The sequence below is a fragment of the Devosia beringensis genome, from assembly GCF_014926585.1.
In the GTDB taxonomy this organism is placed as follows: domain Bacteria; phylum Pseudomonadota; class Alphaproteobacteria; order Rhizobiales; family Devosiaceae; genus Devosia; species Devosia beringensis.
Window position 1 is genome coordinate 3,962,720 of sequence record NZ_CP045422.1, and the last position, 26,361, is coordinate 3,989,080.

Here is a 26,361-nt window from a genome sequence, read left to right on the forward strand (position 1 = left end):
ACCATGACCTATGACCCCTCCAATATCTTTGCCAAGATTCTGGCCGGCGACATCCCGGCACACAAGGTGTTCGAGGACGACAGCGCCCTCGTCATGATGGATATTTTTCCGCAGTCGCGCGGTCACACCCTGGTCATCCCCAAGGCGGCGTCGCGCAACCTGCTGGATGCCGACCCGGCGGTGCTGTCAGCGGTGATGCCGCTGGTGCAGCGGGTCGCCAGGGCGGCCAAGGCGGCCACCGGGGCCGATGGCGTCCGCGTGGCGCAGTTCAACGAGGCGCCGGCCGGGCAGACGGTGTTCCACCTGCATTTCCACGTCATCCCGGTATTCGATGGCGTCGCGCTGGGTACCCATGGCGGCGGCCAGGCGGACAATGCAGAACTCGCGACCCTCGCCCAGGCGATTGCCGCCGCTCTCTAGCGGCGACGCCGGCCCCTACCCTAGAGCGTGTGGGCGACGACCAGACCGCCCTTGAGCGTAACGATACGATCGGCGCGCCGCGCCAGGTCGTGATTGTGGGTGGCAATCAGGGCCGCCGCGCCTTCATTCTTGATCAGGTCGGCCAGCGCACCGAAGACGATGTCGCTGGTCTCGGGATCGAGATTGCCCGTGGGCTCGTCCGCCAGGATGACCTTGGGATGGTTGGCCGCGGCCCGGGCAATGGCCACGCGCTGCTGCTCGCCGCCCGACAGTTCGGCCGGCCGATGGCTGGCGCGGGCGCCGATCCCCAGCAGGTCCAGCAGTTCCATCGAACGCTTGTCGGCCTCCGCCTGCGACTTGCCGGCGATCAGCTGCGGCATCGACACGTTCTCGAGCGCGGTGAATTCGGGCAGCAGATGGTGGAACTGGTAGACATAACCCACGGTGGAGCGGCGCAGCTGCGTACGGCCCCGGTCGCCGAGATGGCTGGTCTTGATCCCCATCAGCTCGACCTCGCCGCCCTGCGGGCTCTCCAGCAGGCCTGAGAGGTGCAGCAGCGTCGATTTGCCGGCGCCGGAGGGCGCTACCAGCGCCACCAGTTCACCGCTGTTGACGGTAAGGTTGGCGGCCTCCAGCACATGCACGATCTTGTCGCCCTGGCCGTAATGGCGATGGACGTCGGTCAGTACCAGATGCGGCTTACTCATAACGCAGGGCCTCTACCGGATCATATTGCGCAGCACGCCAGGCCGGATACAGCGTCGCGAGAAAACTCAGGCCGAGCGACAGGCAGACCACCACGGTCACTTCCAGCGGATCGGTCTTGGAGGGCAGCGAGGACAGCAGGAACACTTCGGGCGGGAAAATCGCCACGCCCAGCGTGTTGGAGATAAAGGCGCGCAGGGTTTCGGCATTGGCCGCCACCACCAGGCCCAGGATTACGCCTGACACCGTGCCGATGACGCCAATCGTGGTCCCGGTGATCGAGAATATCCGCATGATGGCGCCGCGCGTGGCGCCCATGGTGCGCAGCACGGCGATATCGGAGCTCTTGTCCTTCACCAGCATGATCAGGCTTGAGATGATGTTGAAGGCGGCGACGAGGATGATCATCGAGAGGATGGTGAACATCACCACCCGCTCCACCTGCAGCGCCGAAAAGAAGGTTTCGTTGCGCTGCTGCCAATCGGTCAGCACCAGCGGCCGTGTCGCCGGGTCGGTCTGCAGCCGTTGCCGCATCACCATGACATCATCGGGATCATGGATGAAGACTTCGGCGGCCGAGACGCGGTTGATGCGCTCATAGGCGGCATCGATCTCGGCATCGCTGGCCAGCGGGTCCAGCGGACCCATGCCGGGCTTGAGCACTTCTTCGAACTGCTTGAAATAGGTCTGGGCCGCCTCGAGCGGCATGTACATGAAGAAGCTGTCGAACTCGACCATGCCCAGGTCAAAGATCACGTCGACGGGATAGGAGCGGATCTGCGGCGTCGAGCCAAACGGCGTCATCGCCCCATCGGGATTGATGATCTGCACCTGGTCGCCCAGGGACACGCCCAGCGTCTGCGCCAGCCGGTAGCCGATTGCCACGCCCTTGGAGCTGTCCCACTGGTCCCAGCCGCCCTGCGTGGCCGCGTTGTAGAGCAGGTCGAGCTTCTCGATGTTTTCCGCGTCCATGCCGCGAACGGTCACGCCGGTCGAATTGCCCCGGCCGGAGGCGAGCACCTGGCCCTCGACGAAATAGACGGCGAAGTCCACGCCTTCGATCTGCTGCAGCGCGGCGATGGTTTCCTTGTAGTCGGTGAATTCGCGCTCGATCGGATAGGCCGTGAAATGGCCGTTGAGGCCCAGGATCTTGGTCAGCAGCTCGGCTCGGAACCCGTTCATGACCGACATGACGACGATCAGGGTGGCGACGCCGATGGCGACGCCCACCATGGTCAGGCTGGCGATCACCGAAATGAACGCCTCCTTGCGCCGGGCCCGCAGATAGCGGCCGGCAATGAGCCACTCAAAGCGCGAAAAGGCGCGCGTGCCCTTGTTCAGTGCAGCCGGCGCCAGGTCGGTCAAATGTCGGTCTTTCTCTGGGGTTCGATCAGGCCCTTGAGCCGCGCCACGGCCGCAGCGATCGGCAGGGTCTCGCGTTCGCCGGACTTGCGGTGCTTGATCTCGGCTTCGCCGGCCTTGAGCCCGCGGGGCCCGATGATGATCTGATAGGGAATGCCAATCAGGTCGGCCGTGGTGAACTTGGCGCCGGCGCCCTGGTCGCGGTCATCATAGAGCATGTCGAGGCCAGCCGCGTTGAGCTCAGCATAGAGCGCATCGCAGGCAGCATCGCATTCGGCATCGCCGGCCTTGAGGTTGATTAGCACCGCTTCGAACGGCGCCACCGAGACCGGCCAGACAATGCCGTTATCGTCATGGAAAGCCTCGATCAGTGCCGGCACCAGGCGGGACGGCCCGATGCCATAAGAGCCCATATGGACGGTGATTTCCTTGCCCTCGGGCCCGGTGACGCTGGCCTTCATCGGCTCGGAATACTTGGTGCCGAAGTAGAAAATATGGCCAACCTCGATGCCCCGGGCGGAAACCCGGAATTCCTCGGGAACGGCGGCCTCGAACTCGGCCATGTCCACCATGTCTTCGGTGGCGGCATAGCGTGAGGTCCAGTCAGCGAAGATCGGGTTGAGATCGCCGCGGAAATCGGTGTCGGGGCCGGGAATTGGTTTGTCGAGCAGGCGCTGGTCGCAGAACACGGCGCTTTCGCCGGTCTCGGCCAGCACGATCCATTCATGGCTGAGGTCGCCGCCGATCGGGCCGGTATCGGCGCGCATCGGAATCGCCGTCAGGCCCATGCGGGCATAGGTGCGCAGATAGGCCACGAACATGCGCTCATAGGCCTTGACCGCATCTTCCTTGGTCAGGTCGAAGGAATAGGCGTCCTTCATCAGGAATTCGCGGCTGCGCATGGTGCCGAAGCGCGGCCGCACCTCGTCGCGGAACTTCCACTGGATGTGGTACAGGTTGAGCGGCAGGTCCTTGTAGGATTTCACATAGGTCCGGAAGATGTCGGTGATCATCTCCTCATTGGTCGGGCCATAGAGAAAATCGCGCTCGTGCCGATCCTGGATGCGCAGCATTTCCTTGCCATAGGCGTCGTAGCGCCCGCTTTCGCGCCACAGATCGGCCGACTGGATGGTGGGCATCAGCAATTGCACCGCGCCGGAACGATCCTGCTCCTCCTCGATGATCTTTTGCACCTTCATCAGCACCTTGTAGCCCAGCGGCAGCCAGGAATAGAGGCCCGAGGCCTGCTGGCGGATCATGCCTGCCCGCAGCATCAGCCGATGCGAGACGATTTCGGCGTCCTTGGGGACGTCACGCAGCACCGGCAAGAAGTAGCGAGACAGGCGCATGGTAACTCCCGAAAAATCAGTCGACTCGTGGCTTTTGTTGATGCCCACTCAAATCCTACTCGTCCATCCGATGCAAGCATGGAAGGCATGCAGAATCTGCGTGACAGACTGTTGAACCCTTGTTAGGGTCGCCAGCAATAAAGCACAGGTGGTTACAAACCGCCGGACGTCGACAACGTCAAGGGAGGAGCGTTGGCTGCGCGCTTAAGTAGCGCACCTAAGACCAGCGTATTGTCGAACAAACTTATTCAGCGGGGCCCAGTGCCCCGCTTTTTTTATGTGGTGTAGGAGTTTGTCGGGTTCAGGAGGCTTTTTGATGGCCACGCAAGCGGACCTGCGCCGACTGGCCATGGCGCTGGCTGGCACCGTCGAAGCACCCCATGTCGATCGCCGGGCCTTCAAGGTCAATCGCATCTATGCCACCCTGGCGGCCGATGGCGACAGCGCCAACCTCAAGTTCACGCCGGACGAGCAGGCCCTCAAATGCATGGTGGCGCCTGACCTGTTTGCCGCGCTCGACAATGCCTGGGGCCGCCAGGGCTGGACCACGCTCACCCTGGCCGCCGCCACGGAAGCCGATCTCGCCGCCGCCCTCGCCATGGCGCACGCCCATGCCATCACCAAACCGACCCGCAAGCGCTAGCCCGGCCGGCACGCGTTTTACGAAAACGGGTTGCCCAGCCACCGGCCCGATCCCTCCCCCGTCAGGGAAGGCTAGGCGGGGATCGTGGGCTACCGCCAAACAAGGGCGGACGCGAATCCGTCCCGCGCTCAGCGGTTCCAGTAGTGGTGCAGCGTCTCGTTGGACATGGCCCAGAGCAGCAGCAAGGTCAGCACAATGGCCAGGCCCGTCGCCATCAGCGCCTTGCGCAACAGTCGCGGCGCTACCGGGGCACCCGGATCACTACCGGCGACCACGGGCGCGCCGGCCTCATGGACGCTCTGGTTGCCGATCGGCAGCACGGCGACAAAGCTGATCCACCACAGCACGAAGAACACGGCGATGAGTGAAGCGACCTGCATAGTCATTACCCGTTCAGACTGGTGACCAAATAGCGACGAAATGGTGTCACCACTCTATCCCATCGCGCTGGGGCACGGAAGTTGCGACAGTGTCGCGGCCCGTTGCAGAGCCGCGACACCGGCATGATCAGACGCGGTGGACGAACACCGAGACGTTGGGCTTGCGACCCCAATAGGCGTTGACCTCGTTGCGAATGCCCTTGAACAGCGCGGAATTGAGCACTTCGGTATCGCTGCGGCGCTTGGGCGGCATCGACTTGAGCACGCCGGCAATGGTGTCCTGCACCAGTTCGGTCAGCGATTCATCCTCGGTTTCGGGCAGGCCATCGATCACCAGATCGGGGCCTGACACCACCTGCCCGCCAGCATTGACGCAGAGGCTGACCACGACATGGCCGCCAAACGACAACCGCCGGCGCCCTTTGACACCCGACTCGTCGGGCGTGCAAAGCACCAGCCCGTCGAGATACAGTTCGCCCGTGCGCACTTCGCCGGGGAACATCTGGGTCTCGGGGAACAGGCGCACCATGTCACCATTGCGCGCTTCGCACACAGTCGGGATGCCGCATTCGCGGCCCAGCTTGGCATGTGCCTTCAGGTGCACAGCTTCACCATGCACCGGGATCAGCACGGCCGGCTTGACCCATTCATAGAGCTGGCGGATTTCGCCACGACGGGGATGGCCCGTCACATGCACCAGACCGTCATTGGCGGTGATGACCTCGACGCCCTGGTCGATCAGCTGGTTCTGGATGTCGATGACTTCGCGCTCATTGCCCGGAATGGCCCAGGACGAGAAAATCATGCGATCGCCGGCGGCCAGCGCAATCACCGGATGATCGCCGCGCGCAATGCGCGCAATCGCCGCCCGGGCCTCACCCTGGCTGCCGGTGCAGATCAGCACGATCTTGTTGCGCGGAATCGACCGGTAGGCATCCTGATCGAGCAGGGGCGGCAGACCTTCGAGCATGCCCAGTTCGCGGGCAATGCCCATGATCCGGTGCAGCGAGCGGCCCGACATGACCACCTGGCGGCCGGCCTTTTCGGCGGCCCGCACGATGGAGATGACCCGGCCGACATTGGAGGCAAAGGTCGTCACGGCGACGCGATTGGGGGCCTCGGCGATCATTGCCGCCAGATTGCCGGCGACTTCGGCCTCGCTGGGGCTTTCGCCATCCTTGAGCGCATTGGTCGAGTCGCAGATCAGTGCGAGTGGCGTGGACGTGTCCTCGCCGATCTTCTTGAGCCGCGCCACGTCGGTGGGCGCATTGCCGACCGGGGTCGGATCAAGCTTCCAGTCGCCGGTATGCAGCACGCGGCCGATGGGCGTGGTGATGAGCAGGGCGTTGGATTCAGGGATGGAGTGGGCGACATTGATGGCCTCGATGGTGAACGGCCCCAGATTGAAGGGCTTGCCGGGGACCATGATGGTCAGGTCGACATTTTCGACAATGCCGTCGCCGGCGCGCTTGGCTGCCAGCATGGCGCCGGTGAAGCGGGTGGCGAAGACCGGCTTTTCAAAGCCGGGCCAGAGATCGAGCACGGCACCATAGTGATCTTCGTGGCTGTGGGTCAGGATCAGGCCCAGCACGTCGTCGGCGCGTTCCTCGAGAAATTCGGGATTGGCCATGATCAGCTCGATCCCCGGCAGGTCTGGCCCGCCGAAGGTCACGCCACAGTCCACCACGATCCATTTGCGCGACTTTTCTGGCCCGAAGCCGTACGCGCCCATATTCATGCCGATCTCGCCGACGCCGCCAAGCGCCACAAAGACGAGTTCATCCCTTTGGGTTTTAGCCATGGGTCAGTTCAGTCCTTTCGAACGCAACGCCGGAGCGAACTTTGGTCGCCGGTCGCCTGCGTAATTGATGGTCAGCTTCGGGCGCTGGCCGTTGCCCCAAAATGCACGTCACCCGCGGTAATCGCGATCCGACGATCATCCTCGACGCGAACGATCAATCGCCCGACGTCGTCGATAGATTCAAATATGCCCCGCAGCACTGCGCCGTCCTGATTGACGGCCACAGGTGCTCCGATGCCGGCGGCCGATGCACGCCATTGCGTGAGAACCTCGGCAATCCCGCTTCCGTCATTCCAGACGCCGAAAGTTTCGGTCCAGGCGTCACTCAGCGCAGCAAAGACGTCTTCAGCACCGCGTGGCACGCCAAGTTCGAGCAAACTGGTGGCTGGATACGGCAAACCCTGCGGCGCAGCAACAACATTGACGCCGATGCCGATGGCAATGGCCTGGCGGCCGTCCGGCAATTTATGGGCTTCGAGCAGGATGCCGGCCAGCTTGGCGCCGTCTGCCAACACGTCATTGGGCCATTTCAGCGCAATGCGGGACTGCCCGTCGCGGGAATCGCCACCATCGAGACCGATACGAACCAGGCCCTTTGGCAGTACCACTGCGAGTGCCCGGCTCAGCGACACACCGGCCACAAAGCCCAGTGTCGCAGACAATGTGGGGTCGCAGTCCGGAACAATCAACAGCGTGGCCGCGAGATTGCCGTGGGGGCTTTCCCAGATACGGCCGCGTCGCCCCCTGCCCGCGCTCTGCTGCCGCGCGGCAAACCAGATCCCGCCCGGCTCGCCCGCGGTTGCGGCCTCCAGGGCTTCGGCATTGGTCGAGCCGATCGTGTCATAGCCGCGCAGCCGATATCCGGCCGCGCGTGCCTTGGGCCCGAGCGAAAAATCGTTCACCTAGAACAGGCTTCCGGCCGCGATATGGGCAAGATTGGCCAGAGGCGCGCCAATGGTGAAGTAATAGCTTGCCACCAGTACGGCGCTGACGCCCATGATGAGGTTGAGCTCCATCGGCACGGCTTCGAACTCATTCACCGGCTCATCAAAGTACATGACCTTGACGATACGCAGATAATAGAAGGCGCTGACTGCCGAAGCGAGCACGCCGATCACTGCCAGCACATAGAGCTGGGCGTCGATGGCGGCTAGGAACACGTGCCATTTGGCAAAGAAGCCGGCCAGTGGCGGCATGCCGATCAGCGAGAACATGCTGATCGCCATCACGGCGGCCACGAAGGGTCGCTTCTGTGCGGCACCGGCCATATCGCCAATGGTCTCGACATAGCCCGCACTGGTGCGCAGTGACAGGACGCAGGCGAACAGGCCAACCGTCATGATCACATAGATCGCCATGTAGATCGCCACGCCCTCAACACCCACCTGGGTGCCGGACGACAGGCCGACCAGAGCAAAGCCCACATGGCCGATCGAGGAATAGGCGATGAGGCGCTTGATCGACTTCTGGCCAATGGCGGCAAAGGCGGCCAAGACCATGGAGGCAATCGACAGGAACACCACGATCTGCTGCCAGTCCGCGGTAATGCCCTGGAAGGTATCGATCACCAGGCGGACCATCAGCGTCATCGCCGCCACCTTGGGTGCCGTGGCAAAGAAGGCGGTGACCGGGGTCGGCGCGCCCTCGTAGACGTCAGGCGTCCACATGTGGAACGGGACGGCAGAGATCTTGAAGGCCACGCCGGCCAGCAGGAAGACCAGGCCAAAGATCAGCCCGATGGAGCGCCCTTCCCCGGCAATGACCAGCACGATTTCCTGCAGATTGGTATGGCCGGTAAAGCCATAGATCAGCGAGGCGCCATAGAGCAGCATGCCAGAGGACAGGGCACCGAGGACGAAATACTTCAGCCCCGCTTCGGTCGCCCGGCTGTCATCGCGCTTGATCGCCGCCAGCACATAGAGTGACAGCGACTGCAACTCGAGGCCGATATAAAGGCTCATCAGGTCATTGGCCGAGACCATCATCATCATGCCCAGCGTCGCCAGCAGGACGAGCACGGCATATTCGAACTTGTGGGTGCCGTTCTCTTCGGCACGCGGCAGGGCGAGCAGCAGCGAGAAGGCCGAACCGCCCAGGACGAGCACCTTCATGTAGCGGGCAAAGCTGTCGGCAATGAACACGCCGTTGAACAGCACGCCGTCCACCGGTGCGAACATCACCAGGGCGCCAACGGCCAGCAACAGCAGCACGGCGCCATAGGACACCAGCAGCGAGCGCTCCTTGTTGATGGTCACGCCCACCAGCAGCAGCACCACGGCGCCAACGGCCAGCAGCATTTCGGGATATGCGGGAGCCAGGCTCGCGAAATCGGTAACGTCTGAGTTCACGGGACTCTCCTAGTGAGCAGCAGGCTCGGCCGCGGGCGCTTCGGCGCCCACAACCGGTTCGGTATAAACAAGCGGCGCAGGCGCGTCGGCCAGCGATACGGCCGGATCCAGCCCAACCGCAATCGCATAATGCGATACCAGATTGTCGACGGCGGCAGCGGTCGTGTCGAGGATCGGCGCGGGGTAGAAGCCGAAGATGATGGTCAGCACGATCAGCGGGTAAAGCATGACCTTTTCACGCAGATCGAGATCGAGGATGCCCTTGAGGCTCTCCTTGGTCAGCCCGCCAAAGATCACCCGGCGATAGAGCCAGAGGGCGTAGCAGGCCGAGAAGATGACGCCGAAGGCGGCACCGAATGCCACCCAGGTATTGACCTGGAATACGCCCATCATGGTGAGGAACTCGCCCACGAAGCCCGACGTGCCCGGCAGGCCCACATTGGCCATGGTGAAAACCATGAAGGCAAAGGCATAGCGCGGCATGCGCTCGACCAGACCGCCATAGGCGGCAATCTCGCGGGTATGCATGCGGTCGTAGATGACGCCGACGCAGAGGAACAGCGCACCGGACACGATGCCGTGCGAGATCATCTGGAACATGGCGCCCTGGATGCCCAGGGCATTGCCGGCGAAGATGCCCATGGTGACAAAGCCCATATGCGCCACCGACGAATAGGCGATCAGCTTCTTCATGTCAGTCTGCACCAGGGCAACCAGCGAGGTCACGATGATCGCGGCCACGGACAGGAAGAAGATGAAATTGGCGAACTGTGCCGAGGCATCGGGGAACATGGGCAGGCTGAAGCGCAGGAAGCCGTAGCCGCCCAGCTTGAGCAGGATGGCGGCCAGGATCACCGAGCCGGCGGTCGGCGCCTGAACGTGGGCCTCGGGCAGCCAGCGATGGAACGGCCACATCGGCATCTTGACAGCCAGCGAGGCAAAGAACGCCCACCACAGCCAAGGCTGCCAGGACAGCGGGAAATCATGGGTCAGCAGACGGGTAATGTCGGTGGTGCCGGCATTCCAGTACATGGCCATGATGGCCAGCAGCATCAGCACCGAGCCGGTGAAGGTGTAAAAGAAGAACTTGTAGCTGGCCTGGATGCGGGCCGTGCCGCCCCAGATGCCGATGATCAGGAACATCGGCAGCAGCGTGCCCTCGAAGAACACGTAGAACATGGCCAGATCGAGCGTGGTGAAGACGCCGATCATCAGGGTTTCCAGGATCAGGAAGATGACCATGTATTCCTTGACGCGCGACTCGACGGGCCAGCTCGCCAGAATGGCGAAGGGCATCAGCAAGGCGGTCAGCACGACAAACAGCACCGAAATGCCGTCAACGCCAACGCGATAACCGATGGTGTCGCCGATCCAGGCGTAGTTCACCACGAACTGGAAGCCGGCATTGGACGGGTCGAACGCTGACCACATCACCAGGGACAGCACCAGCACGACAACCGTGATGGCAAAGGTTACCCAGCGGATGGTTTCGAGCGCCGCCTTGGGCAGGAACAGGATCAGCGCGGCGCCGAGCATCGGCAACCAGGTGAGGACTGAGAGGATGGTATTGTCGAAGGTCATCAGATCAGTCCCCCGGCCAGAATGGCCCAGGTCAATAGAGCCGCAATGCCGATCAGCATGGCGAATGCATAGTGGTAGAGATAGCCCGACTGGAGCTTGGTGACCCAGCCGGTCACGTTCTGCACCCGACGGCCCAGCCCTTCGGTGATCTTGTCATCGATGAGCCAGTCATCGAAGCCCTTCCAGAAGGCCCGGCCGATCCACAGGGCCGGCCTGACGAAGATCAGATCGTACAGCTCGTCAAAGTACCACTTGTTGAGCAGGAACTTGTAGAGACCCGGATTGGTGGCCGCCAGGCGACCCGGCATTTCCGGCCGGCGGATATACATCATATAGGCGGTCGCAGCGCCGATCAGCATGGCAATGGTCGCGCTCCATTTAACCCAGAGCGGCACATGATGGGCCGCCTCGATGATTTCATGGTCGACAACCAGGGAGCCGGCGAAGAAGTGCTCGATATGGGCCACATCGTGGAAGAACATCGAGTAAAACACCGCGCCGGCCAGCACCGCACCGGCAGCGAGCACATAGAGCGGCACCAGCATCACATTGGGTGCCTCATGCGCGTTGTCGTAAGCCGAGCCGTGGTGGCCATGAGCATCATGGGCATGGTCATGGCTGTCGGCGATCGGCTCGTCATGGCTTTCCAGCGCGGCATGCGCCGGGTCGGGATGCGGGCCTTCGCCGGCATGCTGTGCGTCGCGCGGCGAACCGTGGAACGTCAGATGGATCAGGCGCCACGAGTAGAAGCTCGTGAACAGCGCCGCGATCACCAGCATCCAGAAGGCGAACATGCCCGTATTGCCGCCGACCGCATAGGCCGCCTCGATGATGGAATCCTTGGAGAAGAAGCCGGCAAAGCCAAGCCACTCGCTGCCCGGAATGCCGACGCCGGTCAGCGCCAGGGTGCCGATGATCATCATGGCATAGGTGACCGGGATCTTCTTGCGCAGGCCGCCCATGTTGCGCATGTCCTGCTCGTGATGCATGGCGTGGATCACCGCGCCGGCACCGAGGAACAGCAGGGCCTTGAAGAAGGCATGTGTGAAGAGGTGGAAGACGCCGGCGGAATAGGCCCCTGCCCCCAAAGCCACGAACATGTAGCCGAGCTGCGAACAGGTCGAGTAGGCTATGACGCGCTTGATATCGTTCTGGACCAGGCCAACCGTGGCCGCGAAGAAAGCCGTAATGGCGCCGATAACAAGGACGAAGGTCATGGCGGCCGGCGAGGTCTCGAACAGCGGCGACAGGCGGGCCACCATGAACACGCCTGCGGTCACCATGGTGGCCGCATGGATCAGTGCCGACACGGGCGTCGGGCCTTCCATGGCGTCGGGCAGCCAGGTGTGCAGCAGGAACTGGGCCGACTTGCCCATGGCGCCCATGAACAGCAGCAGGCAGACCACAGTCATGGCATCGAGCTGGAAGCCCAGGAAGTTCATCACTGGCAGGCCAGTCGTCGCAAAACCTTCGGCGGCAAGGAACGCACCATCGAAGTCGATATGACCGAGCACCATGAAGGCGCCGAAGATGCCAAGGGCGAAACCGAAATCGCCAACACGGTTGACCACGAAGGCCTTCATCGCGGCGGCGGTCGCCGAGGGCTTGGTGTACCAGAAGCCGATCAGCAGATAGGACGCGAGACCCACGCCTTCCCAGCCAAAGAACATCTGCAGGAAGTTGTCAGCCGTCACCAGCATCAGCATGGCGAAGGTGAACAGCGACAGATAGGCGAAAAACCGGCTGCGATGCGGGTCATCGGCCATGTAGCCAATGGAATAGACATGGACGAGGGCCGACACGGTGTTGACCACCACCAGCATGATGGCGGTCAATGTGTCGACGCGCAGCACCCAGCGCAGATCCATGTCGCCGACCTGGATCCAGCGCATCAGCTCGATCTTGAGCACGGTGGTGTGGCCATCGACCGCTGCGCCCATCAAACCGCCGCCAAAAGCGACCGGCAGGAAGACGACCCAGCTCAGCACGGCGGCAACGAGCAGCAGACCGGTGGTGATGAACTCACTGTTCCGGTGGCCGATGGTGCGCCCCAGCAGACCGGCTATGAGCGCGCCGATGAGGGGCAGGAAAACAATCGCTTGAATCATAGCGGAGGTTCTTAGCCCTTCATCATGTTGACGTCTTCAACCGCGATGGAACCGCGGTTGCGATAGAAAATGACCAGGATGGCCAGCCCGATGGCCGCTTCAGCAGCCGCCACCGTCAGGATCAGCAGCGCAAAGATCTGACCCTGAAGGTCATTGAGCTGCGCGCTGAACGCTACAAAATTTAGGTTCACCGCGAGCAGGATAAGCTCCACCGACATCAGGATGACGATGATATTCTTGCGGTTTATGAAAATGCCGAACACGCCCAGCGTGAACAGAATGGCTCCAACGGTCAGGTAGTGACCGAGCCCGATACCCAAGCCCATAATTGCCTCCTACAGCCCTTGACCGCTTTTGACTTTGACGACTTCCAGCGTTTCGGACGGACGACGCCCGACCTGCTTGACCGGATCCTGGCGCTTCACGTTGCTCTTGTGGCGCAGCGTCAGCACGATGGCGCCAATCATGGCCACCAGCAGGATCAGCGCCGCTCCCTGGAACAGGAACACGTAGCGTGTGTACAGCACCTGGCCGATCAGCCGGATATTGTCTCCACCATTGATCGGCAGCACGGCTGCACTCGTGACCTCGGGCGAGACCACGAAGCTCCCGGCGACCATCAGCAGTTCGAGCAGGAGCACCACGCCCACCACCACGCCCACCGGCGCGTATTGCAGGAAGCCCTGTCGCAGCGACGCGAAATCGACGTCGAGCATCATCACCACGAACAGGAACAGCACGGCCACGGCGCCGACATAGACCACGATCAGGATGAGCGCGAGGAACTCGGCACCCGCCAGCATGAACAGGCCGGACGCATTGAAGAAGGTGAGGATCAGGAACAGCACAGCATGCACCGGGTTCCTGGCCGAGATGACCATGAAGGCCGAGCCCACGGCGATGGCCGCGAACATGTAGAAGAAGAATAGTGGAAGCGTCATAGTCTTCCCTCTCAGCGATACGGTGCGTCGGCGGACAGATTGGCAGCGATTTCACGCTCCCAGCGATCGCCATTGGCGAGCAGCTTCTCCTTGGAGAAGTAGAGCTCTTCGCGCGTTTCGGTCGCAAACTCGAAATTGGGGCCTTCCACGATCGCGTCGACCGGGCAGGCTTCCTGGCAGAAGCCGCAATAGATGCACTTCACCATGTCGATGTCGTAGCGCACCGTACGGCGGGTGCCGTCATTCTGGCGCGGGCCGGCTTCGATGGTGATGGCCTGGGCCGGGCAGATCGCCTCGCACAGCTTGCAGGCAATGCAGCGTTCTTCGCCATTGGGATAGCGACGCAGTGCGTGCTCACCACGGAAGCGCGGGCTGACATGGCCCTTCTCGAAGGGGTAGTTGATCGTTGGCTTGGGCGAGAAGAAATAGCGCATGGTCAGGAAGAAGGCCTTGACCAGCTCGGTGAGCAGCAGCGTGTTGACGAACTGGGCGGCGCGCATCAGGCCATCCCTCCATGCCAGCCCCAGCCCGTAAGCTGAAGCACAAAAGCAACAATAACGACCATGCCCAGCGACAGCGGCAGGAAGAGCTTCCAGCCAATGCGCATCAACTGATCGTAGCGGTAGCGCGGCACGATGGCCTTGGCCATGGCGAACATGAAGAACACCATGCTCAGCTTGATGACAAACCACACCACGCCCGGAATCCAGGTGAAGGGCGGCAGGTCGATGGGCGATGTCCAGCCACCGAGGAAGAGCACCGTGGTCATGGCGCACATCAGCAGGATGGAGATGTATTCGCCCAGCATGAACAGCATGTAGGGCGTCGCCGAATATTCGGTCATGAAACCGGCCACCAGCTCGGATTCGCCTTCGGCCAGATCGAATGGCGGGCGGTTGGTTTCCGCCAGCGCCGAGATGTAGAAGATCACGAACATCGGAAACAGCGGCAGCCAGAACCAGTTGAGGAAGGTCAACTGTGGCAAGCCAATCATATGGGCTAGGCCCATTTCCTGCTGCGCTATGACGATGTCGCTCAGATTGAGCGAGCCAACGCAGAGCAGCACGGTGATGATCACCAGGCCGATCGACACTTCGTAGGACACCATCTGCGCTGCTGCACGGAGCGAACCGAGGAACGGATATTTCGAGTTCGAGGCCCAGCCGCCGATGATCACGCCATAGACACCCAGCGACGAAATCGCCAGCAGGTAGAGAATTCCCAGATTGATGTCGGCAATCACCAGGCCCGGCCCGAGCGGTACGACCACCCAGCCCGTCAGGGCCAGGGTCGCCGTCAACAGGGGCGCCAGCAGGAACAGGATCTTGTCAGCGCCGCCGGGAATGACGGGCTCCTTGAGCGCGAACTTGAGCAGATCGGCGAAGCTCTGCAGCAGGCCGAAGGGGCCGACCACGTTAGGACCGCGGCGCATCTGCACCGCCGCCCAGATCTTGCGGTCTGCCAGCAGGATAAACGCGGTGAAGACCAGCAGCGACACAAGCAGCAGCAGCGCCTTGTAGACCAGGCCTACATGCACACCCCAGCCCAACGGCGGGATGCCCAGCAGGTAATCGAGAGCAGCTTGAATAAAGTCCATTGTGCTCCCCTACTCCGCGGCCTGCCGGAGACCGGCTGCGGTAGCTGCGCATTCACCCATCACGGCAGAGGCGCGGGCGATTGGATTGCTGAGATAGAAGTCAGCAACAGCCGAGCCAAAAGGCGCCGACTTGGTCTTGATTGCCGCCTTGGCCAGCTTGCCGATGTCGGCCGCACCGCCAGGGGCGATCTGGTCGATCCGCGCCAGATGCGGGAATTCGGCATAGATCGCGGCGCGCAGCTGGGTCAGCGAGTTGAACGGCAAGGGCTTGCCCAGGGCGCCAGACAGCGCGCGGATGATGGCCCAGTCTTCCTTGGCATCACCGGGCGGGAATACGGCGCGGTTGGTCACCTGGACGCGTCCCTCGGTATTGACATAGGTGCCCGACTTTTCGGTGTAGGTCGCCGCCGGCAGGATCACGTCGGCGCGGTGTGCACCGGCATCGCCATGCGAGCCGATATAGACCACGAAGGCCTTGCCCATGGCGGACAGGTCGTATTCGTCAGCACCGAGCATGAACATGACATCGAGCTCGCCCTTGCCGGCCAGAGCAATCTGGTCAGCCGAGCAGACGCCACCATCGTGCGGCACGAAGCCGATATCGAGGCCACCCACGCGACTGGCCGCATTGTGCAGCAGTGCAAAGCCGTTCCAGCCCTCGGCAACCGAGGCACCGGCGCTTGCCAGTTTGGCGGCCAGCGCGATGGTGTCGCGGCCGACCTGCTTGCCCAAGGTGGCATGCGACACCGCACCCTCGCCGACAATGATCAGTGGACGCTCAGCCTTGGCCAGAATGTCGGCGAAAGCGCCACGACCGGCAGCCAGTTCGGCCAACGATTCAAAGCCTTCGCCAAGATAGCTATAGTCATAGGTGAGATCGGCCCGCTCGCCGATCACAGCGATCGGCAGGCCCTTGGCGCGCCAGGTCTTGCGGATGCGGGCATTGATCAGCGCCGCTTCACGGCGCGGATTGGTGCCGATGATGACGATCGCGTCAGCCTGTTCGATCCCGGCAATGGTCGGGTTGAAGATGTAGGCGGAGCGCGGCATGGACGGGTCGATGCCCGACATGGCCGGACGCACATCGGTCATGCCCGAGCCGACCGAAGCCAGCAGGGCCTTGAGCGCATACATCTCTTCGACAGCGGCGAGGTCACCGGCAATGGCGCCGACCTTGCTGCCGGCCTTCTTGAGGCGCGCAGCAACGGCCGCGAGAGCCTCATCCCAGCTGGTCGCCTGCAGCTTGCCACCCTTGCGGACATAAGGACGGTCGAGGCGCTGGCTCTTTAGGCCATCCCAGACAAAGCGGGTCTTGTCGGAAATCCACTCTTCGTTGATCGCCTCGTTGACGCGCGGCAGAATGCGCATCACTTCGCGGCCGCGGCTATCGACGCGGATATTGGAGCCGACGGCATCCATGACGTCGATGGATTCCGTCTTGGTCAATTCCCAGGGACGGGCATTGAACGCATAGGGCTTGGAGGTCAGCGCGCCCACTGGGCACAGGTCGATGACATTGCCCTGCAGCTCGCTGCTCAGCGCCTTTTCGAGATAGGTGGTGATCTCGGCGTCCTCGCCGCGACCCAGCAGGCCCATCTCGGCAATGCCAGCCACTTCCGTGGTGAAACGGACGCAGCGCGTGCAGTGGATGCAGCGGTTCATCGAGGTCTTGACCAAGGGGCCAATGTACTTGTCCTCGACGGCGCGTTTGTTCTCCGCGAAGCGGTTCTTGTCCACGCCATAGGCCATGGCCTGGTCCTGCAGATCGCACTCGCCGCCCTGATCGCAGATCGGGCAATCGAGCGGATGGTTGATCAGCAGGAATTCCATCACGCCTTCGCGGGCCTTCTTGACCATGGGCGTATTGGTGAACATCTCTGGCGGCTCGCCATTGGGGCCCGGACGCATGTCCTTGACCGCCATGGCGCAGCTGGCCTGTGGCTTTGGCGGGCCACCCTTCACCTCAACCAGGCACATGCGGCAATTGCCGGCAACCGACAGGCGCTCATGGTAACAAAAGCGCGGAATTTCGGCGCCGGCAGCCTCGGCTGCCTGCATCAGGGTAAAGTAATCGGGAACTTCGACGAGAACGCCGTCAACCTTGATACTTGCCATCGGCCCTACTCCGCCGCGATCGACGGCACAGCGCCGTCGCTGGTGGATGAATACGTGTACTGGTCGATCCGCTCTTCGATCACGTGACGGAAGTTGCGGATTAGACCCTGGATCGGCCACGCTGCCGCATCGCCGAGGGCACAGATGGTGTGCCCTTCGATCTGCTTGGTGACCTCGAACAGCATGTCGATCTCGCGCTTCTGGGCGCGGCCTTCGACCATGCGCTCCATGACGCGCATCATCCAGCCGGTGCCTTCGCGGCAGGGCGTGCACTGCCCGCAGCTCTCATGCTTGTAAAAGGCCGACAGGCGCCAGATGGCCTTTATGATGTCGGTCTGCTTGTCCATCACAATGATCGCAGCGGTACCCAGTGACGAGCCGGCTTCACGCAGGCCGTCGAAATCGACGATGGCGTTCTGGATCTTCTCACCCGGCACGCAGGGCACCGAGGCGCCGCCCGGAATGACGGCGAGCAGATTGTCCCAGCCGCCGCGGATACCGCCGCAATGCTTTTCGATAATGTCCTTGAAGCTCTCGCCCATGGCCTCTTCGAAGGTCGCCGGCCGGTTCACATGGCCAGAGACGCACATCAGCTTGGTGCCGGTATTGTTGGCGCGGCCGATCGAGGCAAACCAGGCACCGGACCGGCGCAGGATTTCCGGCACCACGGCGATCGATTCGACATTATTGACGGTCGTCGGGTTGCCATAGACGCCCATGCCGGCAGGGAATGGCGGCTTGAGGCGCGGCTGACCCTTCTTGCCTTCCAGCGATTCCATCAGGGCGGTTTCTTCGCCGCAGATATAGGCACCGGCGCCGTGATGGACGATGATGTCCAGGTCCCAGCCGTGGATATTGTCCTTGCCGATCAGCTTGGCCTCATAAGCTTCCTCGACGGCACGCTCGAGATGCTGGCGCTCGCGGATAAATTCGCCGCGCACATAGATGAAGGCCAGATGCGCGTCCATGGCGCGGGCTGCCAAGAGGCAACCCTCGACCAGATGGTGCGGATCGTGGCGCAGGATGTCGCGGTCCTTGCAGGTGCCGGGCTCGGACTCGTCGGCGTTCACCAGCAGATAATGCGGGCGCCCGTCATTGACCTTGGGCATGAAGGTCCATTTCAGCGCCGTCGGGAAACCCGCGCCGCCACGGCCGCGCAGACCGGAAGCCTTGACTTCATTGGTGATCCAGTCGCGGCCGGAGTCGATGAACTCCTTGGTGCCGACCCAGGCGCCGCGTTCCCGCGCGCCAGCCAGCGTCCAGTCGTGTTGACCGTAGAGATTGGTGAAAATGCGATCCTTGTCAGCGAGCACGCTTCACACTCCTATCGCCGCTTCCTGCCTGAGGCGCGGACATATTCAGTCTCGCCGTTTCCGGCGAACGCACAGCCGTGCATGTTCCGGCCATCATGGCTTTTCCCCGCCAGGCTTGGCCTTCGGCTTGATGATCGTCCGGGTCTTGCTGGCCGGGCCACCAGCCGATGCGGGCTTGGGCGACTTGCGCACCGCCTTGCCGCCGTCCAGCATGCCGCCTTCGGCTTCCGAACCCGTCGCGCCGGGGCGCATCGCCTTGTTCGGCTCTCCGTCGGCGCCTGCCGCAACATCGGCCGCCTTGCGTTCGCCTTCGGCCTTGGCTTCCGACACCTTGGCCGACGCCGGAGTCCCCTTGAGAGCGGGGGCGGACTCTGCGCTCACGTCCTTGGGCTTGCCGGCCGTGGTTGGTGCCTGCGGAGCAGCGGGCGCTGGGGCAGCGGCAGGCGCCGCAGGGGCCCCGGCTTCCGGCGGTGGTGCTGGCGGAATGAACTTCTCGCGCTGAGCCGTAGGCTTGACCAGCAGCGTGGTCTGGCCACCCTCGGCAGCCGAATGAAGGCGACCGATCTGGGGGCCTGGCTTGATCGTGTCACCCTTGCCAGCGGCAAAGGCGTCGACGATTTCTTCAAACCGCTCCGGCGTCAGGTCTTCGTAGGTGTCGTGATAGATGGTGACCATGGGCGCGTTGACGCACGCGCCCGCACATTCCACTTCTTCCCAGCTCATTGTGCCATCGGCATTGAGGTGCTGGGGATCGTGATGGATCTTGCTCTTGCAGATGGCGATCAGGTCGCCGGCGCCGCGCAGCATGCAGGGCGTGGTGCCACAGACCTGGATATGGGCATTGCGGCCGACCGGCTGCAGCTGGAACTGGGTATAGAAGGTCGCCACTTCCAACACGCGGATATAGGCCATGCCCAGCATGTCCGCGATCGTTTCGATCGTGGCGCGGCTGACCCAGCCGTCCTGATCCTGGGCCCGCATCAGCAGCGGGATGACGGCCGATTGCTGCCGGCCGGTCGGGTACAACCCGATCTTCCATTCCGCCCATTTGGCGTTTTCAGCACTGAATGCGAACGACGTCGGTTGAACCGACTCGTCTGCTAGGCGACGCGCAACCATCAGCGATCAACCTCTCCGAACACGATATCGAGCGAGCCAAGAATGGCCGAGACGTCAGCCAGCATGTGGCCGCGACACAGGAAATCCATGGCCGACAAATGCGCAAAACCCGGCGCGCGGATCTTGCAGCGGTATGGTTTGTTGGTGCCATCGCTGACCAGATAGACGCCAAACTCACCCTTGGGGGCTTCCACGCAGGCATAAACTTCGCCCGCAGGAACCTTGTAGCCCTCGGTATAGAGCTTGAAGTGATGGATCAGCGCTTCCATTGACTGCTTCATCTCACTGCGCTTGGGCGGCACGACCTTGCCATCGAGCGAGGACACGGGGCCCTTGCCGTCGGGCGCGTTCAGCTTGTCCACGCACTGCTTCATGATCCGGGTTGACTGGCGCATCTCTTCCATGCGGATCAGATAGCGATCAAAGCAATCGCCGTTCTTGCCGATCGGAATGTCGAATTCCATCTCGTCATAGCATTCGTAGGGCTGGCTCTTGCGCAGATCCCAGGCCGCGCCGGAGCCGCGCACCATCACGCCCGAAAAGCCCCAGTTCCACGCGTCATCCAGCTGCACCACGCCGATATCGACATTGCGTTGCTTGAAGATGCGGTTCTCGGTCAGAAGCGTGTCGAGATCGACAATGAACTTGGGGAAATCGGTGCAGAAGGTATCGATGTCATCGATCAGCGCCTGCGGCAGATCCTGATGCACCCCGCCCGGGCGGAAATAGGCAGCGTGCATGCGCGCGCCGGAAGCGCGCTCATAGAAAATCATCAGCTTTTCGCGCCACTCAAAGCCCCAGACCGGCGGCGTCAAGGCGCCCACGTCCATGGCCTGTGTGGTGACGTTCATCAGATGCGCCAACAGGCGGCCGATTTCCGAGTAAAGCACGCGGATCAGCTGGCCGCGGCGCGGCACTTCCAGACCCAGCAGCTTCTCGACGGCGAGTGCAAAGGCGTGCTCCTGGTTCATCGGCGCCACGTAGTCGAGGCGATCGAAATAGGGAACGGCCTGCAGATAGGTCTTGGACTCGATCAGCTTTTCGGTGCCGCGATGCAGCAGGCCGATATGCGGATCGACGCGCTCGACGACCTCGCCATCGAGCTCCAGGATAAGGCGGAGCACACCATGAGCCGACGGGTGGACCGGACCAAAGTTGATGGTGAAATTGCGGACATTGGCTTCAACGGTCATTGTTTGGCCTTCTCGTCACCGGGCAGCACATAGTCGGTACCCTCCCAAGGCGACAAATAGTCAAAGGTGCGGAATTCCTGCATCAGCTGCACGGGCTCGTAAACGACGCGCTTGCGCTCCTCGTCATAGCGAACCTGGACAAAGCCCGAGACCGGGAAGTCCTTGCGCAAAGGATGGCCGTCAAAGCCGTAGTCGGTCAGGATGCGGCGCAGGTCCGGATGGCCCGAGAACAGCACGCCATAGAGGTCATAGGTTTCGCGCTCGAACCAGTCGGCGCCCCGGAACACACCGGTAATGCTGGGCACTGGGGTCACGTCGTCTGCCGACAGCTTCACCCGGACCCGATGATTCAAATGAGGGCTCATGAAGTGGTAGACCACCTCGAAGCGCTCATCACGCTCAGGATAGTCAGCGCCACAGACATCGGTGAAACTGATGCAGCGGCACTTGGGATCGTCGCGCAGAAAAGTCGCCACGGAAACGATCGAATCGCGTTGCACCGTCAGGGTCAGTTCGCCAAAGGCGATTTCCTGCAAAATGACCGCAGCGCCCAAAGCACCAGCAATGTGCTGGCCCAGGTCCACAAGCGGATCAAGCTGGATGACGTCATCCATTATCAGCGATCCTATCGTTCGATGGTGCCGGTGCGGCGGATCTTCTTCTGCAGCAGCAAGATGCCATAGAGAAGCGCTTCAGCGGTCGGGGGGCAGCCAGGGACATAGACGTCGACCGGCAGAACACGATCGCAACCGCGAACCACCGAATAGGAATAGTGGTAGTAACCGCCACCATTGGCGCAACTGCCCATCGAGATGACGTAGCGCGGCTCGGGCATCTGGTCGTAGACCTTGCGCAGCGCGGGGGCCATCTTGTTGGTCAGTGTGCCGGCGACGATCAGGACGTCCGACTGGCGCGGCGAGGCACGCGGCGCAGTGCCAAAGCGCTCGATATCGTAGCGCGGCATCGACATCTGCATCATCTCGACGGCGCAGCAGGCCAGGCCTGTCTGCATCCACATCAGCGAACCGGTGCGCGCCCAGGTCACCAGTTGGGAAACGGTCGAGACCAGAAAGCCCTTGTCGGCCAGCTCATCCGTCACATCGGTGAAAAACGGATCCTTGGCGCCGGCAACCTGCTGGGTACGCGGATCGATCAGGCCGGTCGGGCGTGGCGCGACAAGCGTTTCGTTATCGCTCAATCCCATTCCAGTGCCCCTTTGCGCCATTCGTAGATAAAGCCAACCGTCAGCACGCCCAGGAAGATCATCATGGACCAGAAGCCGAACCAGCCGACATCGCGGAACGCCACTGCCCAAGGGAACAGAAACGCCACTTCAAGATCGAAAATGATGAACAGAATCGACACGAGGTAAAACCGCACGTCGAACTTCATGCGCGCATCGTCAAATGCATCGAAACCGGCCTCGAAGGCCGAGACCTTTTCAGGATCCGGATTTCTGACGGCAACAAGGAAGGGAACCACCAACAAGGCCAGGCCGATCACGGCGGACAGGCCAAGGAAGATGATGATGGGCAGATAATCGCTGAGCAAATCAGTCATGCGGCAGCCTGTTACTAGTCCGGTCGGGCGACCGGCATCGCGTGAGAATCGGAGGCAATTGGGGCCAACGAGCCGACGCGACAAATGATGGCTTGGGCTTAGACCTTTGGCTATCCGGTTTCAAGGGAAAGAAATTATGACTATAATGTTCATATATATAGAAGCCGCTCAATGCGGGATGTGCCAGGGCTTGGTACGCTTTTGGCGAAGCCAAGGTCATTCGAGGGGCACCGATTTCGCCCTGCCGAGACGCACAGCCACATAACCGTTCCCGCAGATTCGTCCCATAACGGACAATGGGCCCGAGATGCGGCGCCCAAAAAGCAAAAACGGCGAACCGCAGAGCGGTTCGCCGAATTGGGTTTGCAAGATTTGTCGGGAGGGCGGCAAGCCGCCCTGCCCGATTGCATATCTTAGAAGTGGTAGAATACGCCGACGGTTGCCTTGGCACCGTCGAAGAACTGGTCGCCAGCGGTGTTCGAGAAATCGCCGAGGCCGAGCACTTCGCCACGAACCGACACAGCGTCGGTCACAGCAACTTCAACACCGCCGCCGAGGGCGTAGATGCCGTTGTCAGTGGTGCCCGAACGGCTGGTCAGGCCAACGCCGCCAGCTGCGTACACGACGACCTGGTCGGTCACGACTGCGCCAACGCGAGCCAGTGCCAGGAACATGCCGGCGTCGTCGCCGTCCTGGAACACGTAGTCACCCTGGACTTCAAGGCCGAGCAGGATCGGGTCGTAAGCGATGAAGTTGACGCCAACAGCGCCACCAACCGAAAACTGCGATGCGTTGGTCTGAAGGTTGGTCAGGCCGTTGGTGTTGGTGAACACGCCACCGACGTTAACGCCTGCATACAGACCTTCCCAATCGAAGCCAGCAGCTTCATACATTGGCTGTGGGGTCGTTGGGATGATCAGATCGGCAGCCTGAGCGCCGCTGACGAGAAGCGCGGCAGCTGCCACACCGAGATAAAGGGAACGTACGCTCATGGAGAACTCCAGATTCAAAGTTTAAGTCCACACAAAATATCGCGAAAGTTATTGATCAGGCAATAACAACTGCGACCTTGAGCGGATTTTACCAGCGAGCCGGGCTTATCGGCAACACATTCCACGGCGCCACCGAACGTACGCGCCCCGCGGCGGACGCATTGATCCACAAATGACCAATCCATCTGCCAAAACAGGCACATGACCACGCATCCATGCGACTGAACGAACACCGTTCGCAGCGGTCATGGCCAGGTGACGGTGCCGGGGGTTCTGAGTCGCGACCAAAGCCGTGGCCGAAAAGCAAAACGGCGAATCGCTTTCGCGATTCGCCGAATTGGGTTTGCAAGACGCTAGGTCGGGAGGGCGGCAAGCCGCCCTGCCCGATTGCATATCTTAGAAGTGGTAGAATACGCCGACGGTTGCCTTGGCACCGTCGAAGAACTGGTCGCCAGCGGTGTTCGAGAAATCGCCGAGGCCGAGCACTTCGCCACGAACCGACACAGCGTCGGTCACAGCAACTTCAACACCGCCGCCGAGGGCGTAGATGCCGTTGTCAGTGGTGCCCGAACGGCTGGTCAGGCCAACGCCGCCAGCTGCGTACACGACGACCTGGTCGGTCACGACTGCGCCAACGCGAGCCAGTGCCAGGAACATGCCGGCGTCGTCGCCGTCCTGGAACACGTAGTCACCCTGGACTTCAAGGCCGAGCAGGATCGGGTCGTAAGCGATGAAGTTGACGCCAACAGCGCCACCAACCGAAAACTGCGATGCGTTGGTCTGAAGGTTGGTCAGGCCGTTGGTGTTGGTGAACACGCCACCGACGTTAACGCCTGCATAGAGACCTTCCCAATCGAAGCCAGCAGCTTCATAGATTGGCTGTGGGGTCGTTGGGATGATCAGATCGGCAGCCTGAGCGCCGCCGACGAGAAGCGCGGCAGCTGCCACACCGAGAGAAAGTGAACGTACAAACATATCTTGCACTCCCATAGAGTTAACCGTAGTCCACCGTTAGATGCATCAGCACCACGCGTGTGACAAGCCTTCGCCATTCGAATTTTGGCGGTGCGGATAACATTCCATGAGCATTTGGGATGGGGTGTTGCGCCAATGTCGCGCATTTGGCTCAATTTGATACAAATCCCATCTTGCAACAGCCGCCTAGACGACCGTGCGGCAGATGTATTCACGACTGAGTCGTGCCGTCAAGCCACACCATCGCCATAATTGGGCCACCCCGGCGCCGGATTTTGTGGTCTCATATCCGCAATGGCGTCGGGTTCGATGCTGGTATGGGGCTCAAAAAGCCCCGCAATTGCAGGCTTTGCAGGGAATGGGCGGTGCAATGCCTGGGGATCAGCGCGTGTAAGCGGGCCGGTTCGGTCTGGCTGAATTTAGATCGGGCGGCGACATATTTTTTCGCATTCGCGCCCTGATTCGTCTTGTCGGCGGCTCGGCCGACGAACCAGACTGCATCCCCTTGCCACTCTGACAGTAGTCTCAGGTGCGACGTCTGCACCGGGACGGAGACTTCCGACCGGCGACTCTGGCACCGGTCAGAATAGACCGGCACGGATTGCGCCGGTCCATTCGGGATGGCCTAGAGCGTTCCTACCAGCACGGGATCTGCGCGGTACATATCGGGAAAGATTGCCTTGAGCGCGGCAATTTTAGGCAGGTCGTGCATCACGATATAGGGCCAGGTCGGATTGAGCGTCAGGAAGTCCTGGTGATATTGTTCGGCGGGATAGAATGCCTGCAGCGGTTCGATGGTGGTGACGACAGGCCCTTCAAACAGGCCGGTTTCATCGAGCTGAGCGATATAGGCTTCGGCTGTGGCCGCCTGCTGCTCGTTGAGCGCGAAGATGGTCGACCGATACTGGGTGCCGTGATCGGGGCCCTGATAATTCAGCTGTGTCGGATTGTGGGCCACCGAGAAATAGATCTGCAGCAGGTCGCCATAGCTTACCACCGAGGGGTCGTAGGTGATCTGCACGGCCTCGGCATGTCCCGTGGTTCCGCTGCCGGTCTGCTCGTAAGTGGCCGTATCGGCCGCGCCGCCGGAATAGCCCGACACAGCATTGGTGACGCCGACCACGTGCTGGAAGACGCCTTGCACCCCCCAGAAGCAGCCGCCGGCAAAAACGGCGGTCGCCGTGCTGCCCGTCTCGGCAAGATCGGCGGCGGGTGCAGGGATTGTCACCGGGGCTTCCTGCGCATCAGCCGGTTTATTGAACAGGCCCATCGCAAAGACGGGCATGACCAGCAGCAAGGCGAGTGTCGCACGCCGGCTGTTGGTGGGGGCAAGGTGAAGGGCACGGGTGCTGGACATAAGCGATCCTCGGTTGGAGCTATCTGCACGTCAGTTCGCATCATAGGGCCAACTGGTTACGGCAGATCAGTCCATCACGGTGATATGAACCGGCAATCGCTGCGGCCAGGGCTCAGTCCGGCCGGACCGAGATCACCCGGAACACGTGCATTTTGCCGTCGTCTTCGCGGATCGATACATATTCGCCGACCACGAAGCGCTCCTCGGACAGGCGGAATCCCGCCTCGTCGTCGGTGCTGGTCTTGACGTCATAGTCGAAGATCCAGCCATTGTCCGGGCCGTGCAGGATACGGCCACGCGCCTCCTCCTCCCCCGGCCGACGGCGCACCACGCGGCACCAGTCGGGCATGTCGCGATAGGCCGAAGGGTCAATGTGGCCCTCCGCGTTCAGCGGGAAATACAGGCGATAACTGTGGGCCGGGTCCCCTTCCGGGTGCCCTGGCTCGCGCGCCAGTTCAAGTTCGATGCGATAGAGCACTGCCTTGGTCATAAGTGTCCCTGT

General features: G+C 61.9%; 26 protein-coding genes. 2 read left to right on the forward strand and 24 right to left on the reverse strand.

Going from position 1 to position 26,361, the window contains the following annotated elements; translation table 11 throughout:
• Positions 1 to 3: 3 nt before the first annotated feature.
• Positions 4 to 420, forward strand: coding sequence for an HIT family protein (locus GDR53_RS19265; RefSeq protein ID WP_193336027.1), 417 nt, complete (start codon positions 4 to 6; stop codon positions 418 to 420).
• A 20-nt stretch (positions 421 to 440) separates the two neighbouring features.
• Here GDR53_RS19265 and GDR53_RS19270 read toward each other — a convergent pair whose 3' ends face one another.
• Genes GDR53_RS19270 through proS form a run of 3 tightly spaced genes read right to left on the reverse strand, consistent with a single transcriptional unit; the run spans position 441 to position 3,836 of the window.
• Positions 441 to 1,127 carry an ABC transporter ATP-binding protein gene (locus GDR53_RS19270; RefSeq protein ID WP_193336028.1) on the reverse strand — a complete coding sequence of 229 codons (687 nt, stop codon included), beginning with the start codon at positions 1,125 to 1,127 and terminating at the stop codon, positions 441 to 443.
• A complete protein-coding gene (locus GDR53_RS19275) occupies positions 1,120 to 2,481 on the reverse strand; it encodes an ABC transporter permease (RefSeq protein WP_408639810.1) in 1,362 nt (453 codons plus the stop codon). The genes GDR53_RS19270 and GDR53_RS19275 overlap by 8 nt, the downstream gene beginning before the upstream one ends.
• 5 nt (positions 2,482 to 2,486) lie before the next feature.
• Positions 2,487 to 3,836: a proline--tRNA ligase gene (gene proS, locus GDR53_RS19280; RefSeq protein WP_193336029.1), complete on the reverse strand. Its 1,350-nt coding sequence runs from the start codon at positions 3,834 to 3,836 to the stop codon at positions 2,487 to 2,489.
• Positions 3,837 to 4,152: 316 nt separating this feature from the next.
• Between proS and GDR53_RS19285 the strand changes: the two genes are divergently transcribed.
• The gene (locus tag GDR53_RS19285; protein ID WP_193336030.1) at positions 4,153 to 4,479 is read left to right on the forward strand and encodes an MmcQ/YjbR family DNA-binding protein; all 327 of its coding nucleotides are present in this window, start codon (positions 4,153 to 4,155) and stop codon (positions 4,477 to 4,479) included.
• 128 nt (positions 4,480 to 4,607) lie between these two features.
• Here GDR53_RS19285 and GDR53_RS19290 read toward each other — a convergent pair whose 3' ends face one another.
• The 21 genes from GDR53_RS19290 to GDR53_RS19390 form a co-directional block, all read right to left on the reverse strand.
• Positions 4,608 to 4,865 carry a DUF1467 family protein gene (locus tag GDR53_RS19290; RefSeq protein ID WP_193336031.1) on the reverse strand — a complete coding sequence of 86 codons (258 nt, stop codon included), beginning with the start codon at positions 4,863 to 4,865 and terminating at the stop codon, positions 4,608 to 4,610.
• Between the two features lie 121 nt (positions 4,866 to 4,986).
• The gene (locus GDR53_RS19295) at positions 4,987 to 6,660 is read right to left on the reverse strand and encodes a ribonuclease J (protein ID WP_193336032.1); all 1,674 of its coding nucleotides are present in this window, start codon (positions 6,658 to 6,660) and stop codon (positions 4,987 to 4,989) included.
• Positions 6,661 to 6,731: 71 nt separating this feature from the next.
• Positions 6,732 to 7,562, reverse strand: a complete 831-nt coding sequence (locus GDR53_RS19300; RefSeq protein WP_193336033.1) for a biotin--[acetyl-CoA-carboxylase] ligase — start codon at positions 7,560 to 7,562, stop codon at positions 6,732 to 6,734.
• Positions 7,563 to 8,957 carry an NADH-quinone oxidoreductase subunit NuoN gene (nuoN, locus tag GDR53_RS19305; RefSeq protein WP_193338177.1) on the reverse strand — a complete coding sequence of 465 codons (1,395 nt, stop codon included), beginning with the start codon at positions 8,955 to 8,957 and terminating at the stop codon, positions 7,563 to 7,565.
• 60 nt (positions 8,958 to 9,017) lie between these two features.
• Positions 9,018 to 10,589, reverse strand: a complete 1,572-nt coding sequence (locus GDR53_RS19310; protein WP_193336034.1) for an NADH-quinone oxidoreductase subunit M — start codon at positions 10,587 to 10,589, stop codon at positions 9,018 to 9,020.
• Positions 10,589 to 12,697, reverse strand: a complete 2,109-nt coding sequence (gene nuoL / locus GDR53_RS19315; RefSeq protein ID WP_193336035.1) for an NADH-quinone oxidoreductase subunit L — start codon at positions 12,695 to 12,697, stop codon at positions 10,589 to 10,591. Before nuoL ends, GDR53_RS19310 begins: the two co-directional genes overlap by 1 nt.
• An 11-nt stretch (positions 12,698 to 12,708) precedes the next feature.
• A complete protein-coding gene (gene nuoK, locus GDR53_RS19320; protein ID WP_193338178.1) occupies positions 12,709 to 13,017 on the reverse strand; it encodes an NADH-quinone oxidoreductase subunit NuoK in 309 nt (102 codons plus the stop codon).
• A gap of 15 nt (positions 13,018 to 13,032) precedes the next feature.
• The gene (locus GDR53_RS19325; protein ID WP_193336036.1) at positions 13,033 to 13,638 is read right to left on the reverse strand and encodes an NADH-quinone oxidoreductase subunit J; all 606 of its coding nucleotides are present in this window, start codon (positions 13,636 to 13,638) and stop codon (positions 13,033 to 13,035) included.
• A gap of 11 nt (positions 13,639 to 13,649) precedes the next feature.
• Entirely contained in the window at positions 13,650 to 14,138 is a 489-nt protein-coding gene (nuoI, locus tag GDR53_RS19330; RefSeq protein WP_046170135.1) for an NADH-quinone oxidoreductase subunit NuoI, read from the reverse strand.
• Positions 14,138 to 15,235, reverse strand: a complete 1,098-nt coding sequence (nuoH, locus tag GDR53_RS19335) for an NADH-quinone oxidoreductase subunit NuoH (protein WP_193336037.1) — start codon at positions 15,233 to 15,235, stop codon at positions 14,138 to 14,140. The genes nuoI and nuoH overlap by 1 nt, the downstream gene beginning before the upstream one ends.
• A gap of 9 nt (positions 15,236 to 15,244) precedes the next feature.
• Positions 15,245 to 17,350 carry an NADH-quinone oxidoreductase subunit NuoG gene (nuoG, locus tag GDR53_RS19340; protein ID WP_193336038.1) on the reverse strand — a complete coding sequence of 702 codons (2,106 nt, stop codon included), beginning with the start codon at positions 17,348 to 17,350 and terminating at the stop codon, positions 15,245 to 15,247.
• Positions 17,351 to 17,355: 5 nt separating this feature from the next.
• A complete protein-coding gene (gene nuoF, locus GDR53_RS19345; protein ID WP_193336039.1) occupies positions 17,356 to 18,663 on the reverse strand; it encodes an NADH-quinone oxidoreductase subunit NuoF in 1,308 nt (435 codons plus the stop codon).
• A gap of 93 nt (positions 18,664 to 18,756) precedes the next feature.
• A complete protein-coding gene (gene nuoE / locus GDR53_RS19350) occupies positions 18,757 to 19,782 on the reverse strand; it encodes an NADH-quinone oxidoreductase subunit NuoE (protein ID WP_193336040.1) in 1,026 nt (341 codons plus the stop codon).
• Positions 19,782 to 20,975 (reverse strand): NADH-quinone oxidoreductase subunit D, encoded by a 1,194-nt coding sequence (locus GDR53_RS19355; RefSeq protein WP_193336041.1) that lies wholly within the window; start codon positions 20,973 to 20,975, stop codon positions 19,782 to 19,784. The genes nuoE and GDR53_RS19355 overlap by 1 nt, the downstream gene beginning before the upstream one ends.
• Positions 20,972 to 21,589, reverse strand: coding sequence for an NADH-quinone oxidoreductase subunit C (locus GDR53_RS19360; protein WP_193336042.1), 618 nt, complete (start codon positions 21,587 to 21,589; stop codon positions 20,972 to 20,974). The genes GDR53_RS19355 and GDR53_RS19360 overlap by 4 nt, the downstream gene beginning before the upstream one ends.
• 11 nt (positions 21,590 to 21,600) lie before the next feature.
• Entirely contained in the window at positions 21,601 to 22,179 is a 579-nt protein-coding gene (locus GDR53_RS19365) for a NuoB/complex I 20 kDa subunit family protein (protein WP_193336043.1), read from the reverse strand.
• Positions 22,170 to 22,535 (reverse strand): NADH-quinone oxidoreductase subunit A, encoded by a 366-nt coding sequence (locus GDR53_RS19370; RefSeq protein ID WP_193336044.1) that lies wholly within the window; start codon positions 22,533 to 22,535, stop codon positions 22,170 to 22,172. Before GDR53_RS19370 ends, GDR53_RS19365 begins: the two co-directional genes overlap by 10 nt.
• A gap of 413 nt (positions 22,536 to 22,948) precedes the next feature.
• On the reverse strand, positions 22,949 to 23,527 hold the full coding sequence (locus tag GDR53_RS19375) for an outer membrane protein (protein ID WP_193336045.1): 579 nt from the start codon (positions 23,525 to 23,527) through the stop codon (positions 22,949 to 22,951).
• Positions 23,528 to 23,923: 396 nt separating this feature from the next.
• Positions 23,924 to 24,502, reverse strand: coding sequence for an outer membrane protein (locus GDR53_RS19380; RefSeq protein ID WP_193336046.1), 579 nt, complete (start codon positions 24,500 to 24,502; stop codon positions 23,924 to 23,926).
• Between the two features lie 625 nt (positions 24,503 to 25,127).
• Positions 25,128 to 25,859, reverse strand: coding sequence for a peptide-methionine (S)-S-oxide reductase MsrA (msrA, locus tag GDR53_RS19385; RefSeq protein ID WP_408639773.1), 732 nt, complete (start codon positions 25,857 to 25,859; stop codon positions 25,128 to 25,130).
• A gap of 112 nt (positions 25,860 to 25,971) precedes the next feature.
• Positions 25,972 to 26,349, reverse strand: coding sequence for a hypothetical protein (locus GDR53_RS19390; RefSeq protein ID WP_193336047.1), 378 nt, complete (start codon positions 26,347 to 26,349; stop codon positions 25,972 to 25,974).
• Between the last annotated feature and the right edge of the window lie 12 nt (positions 26,350 to 26,361).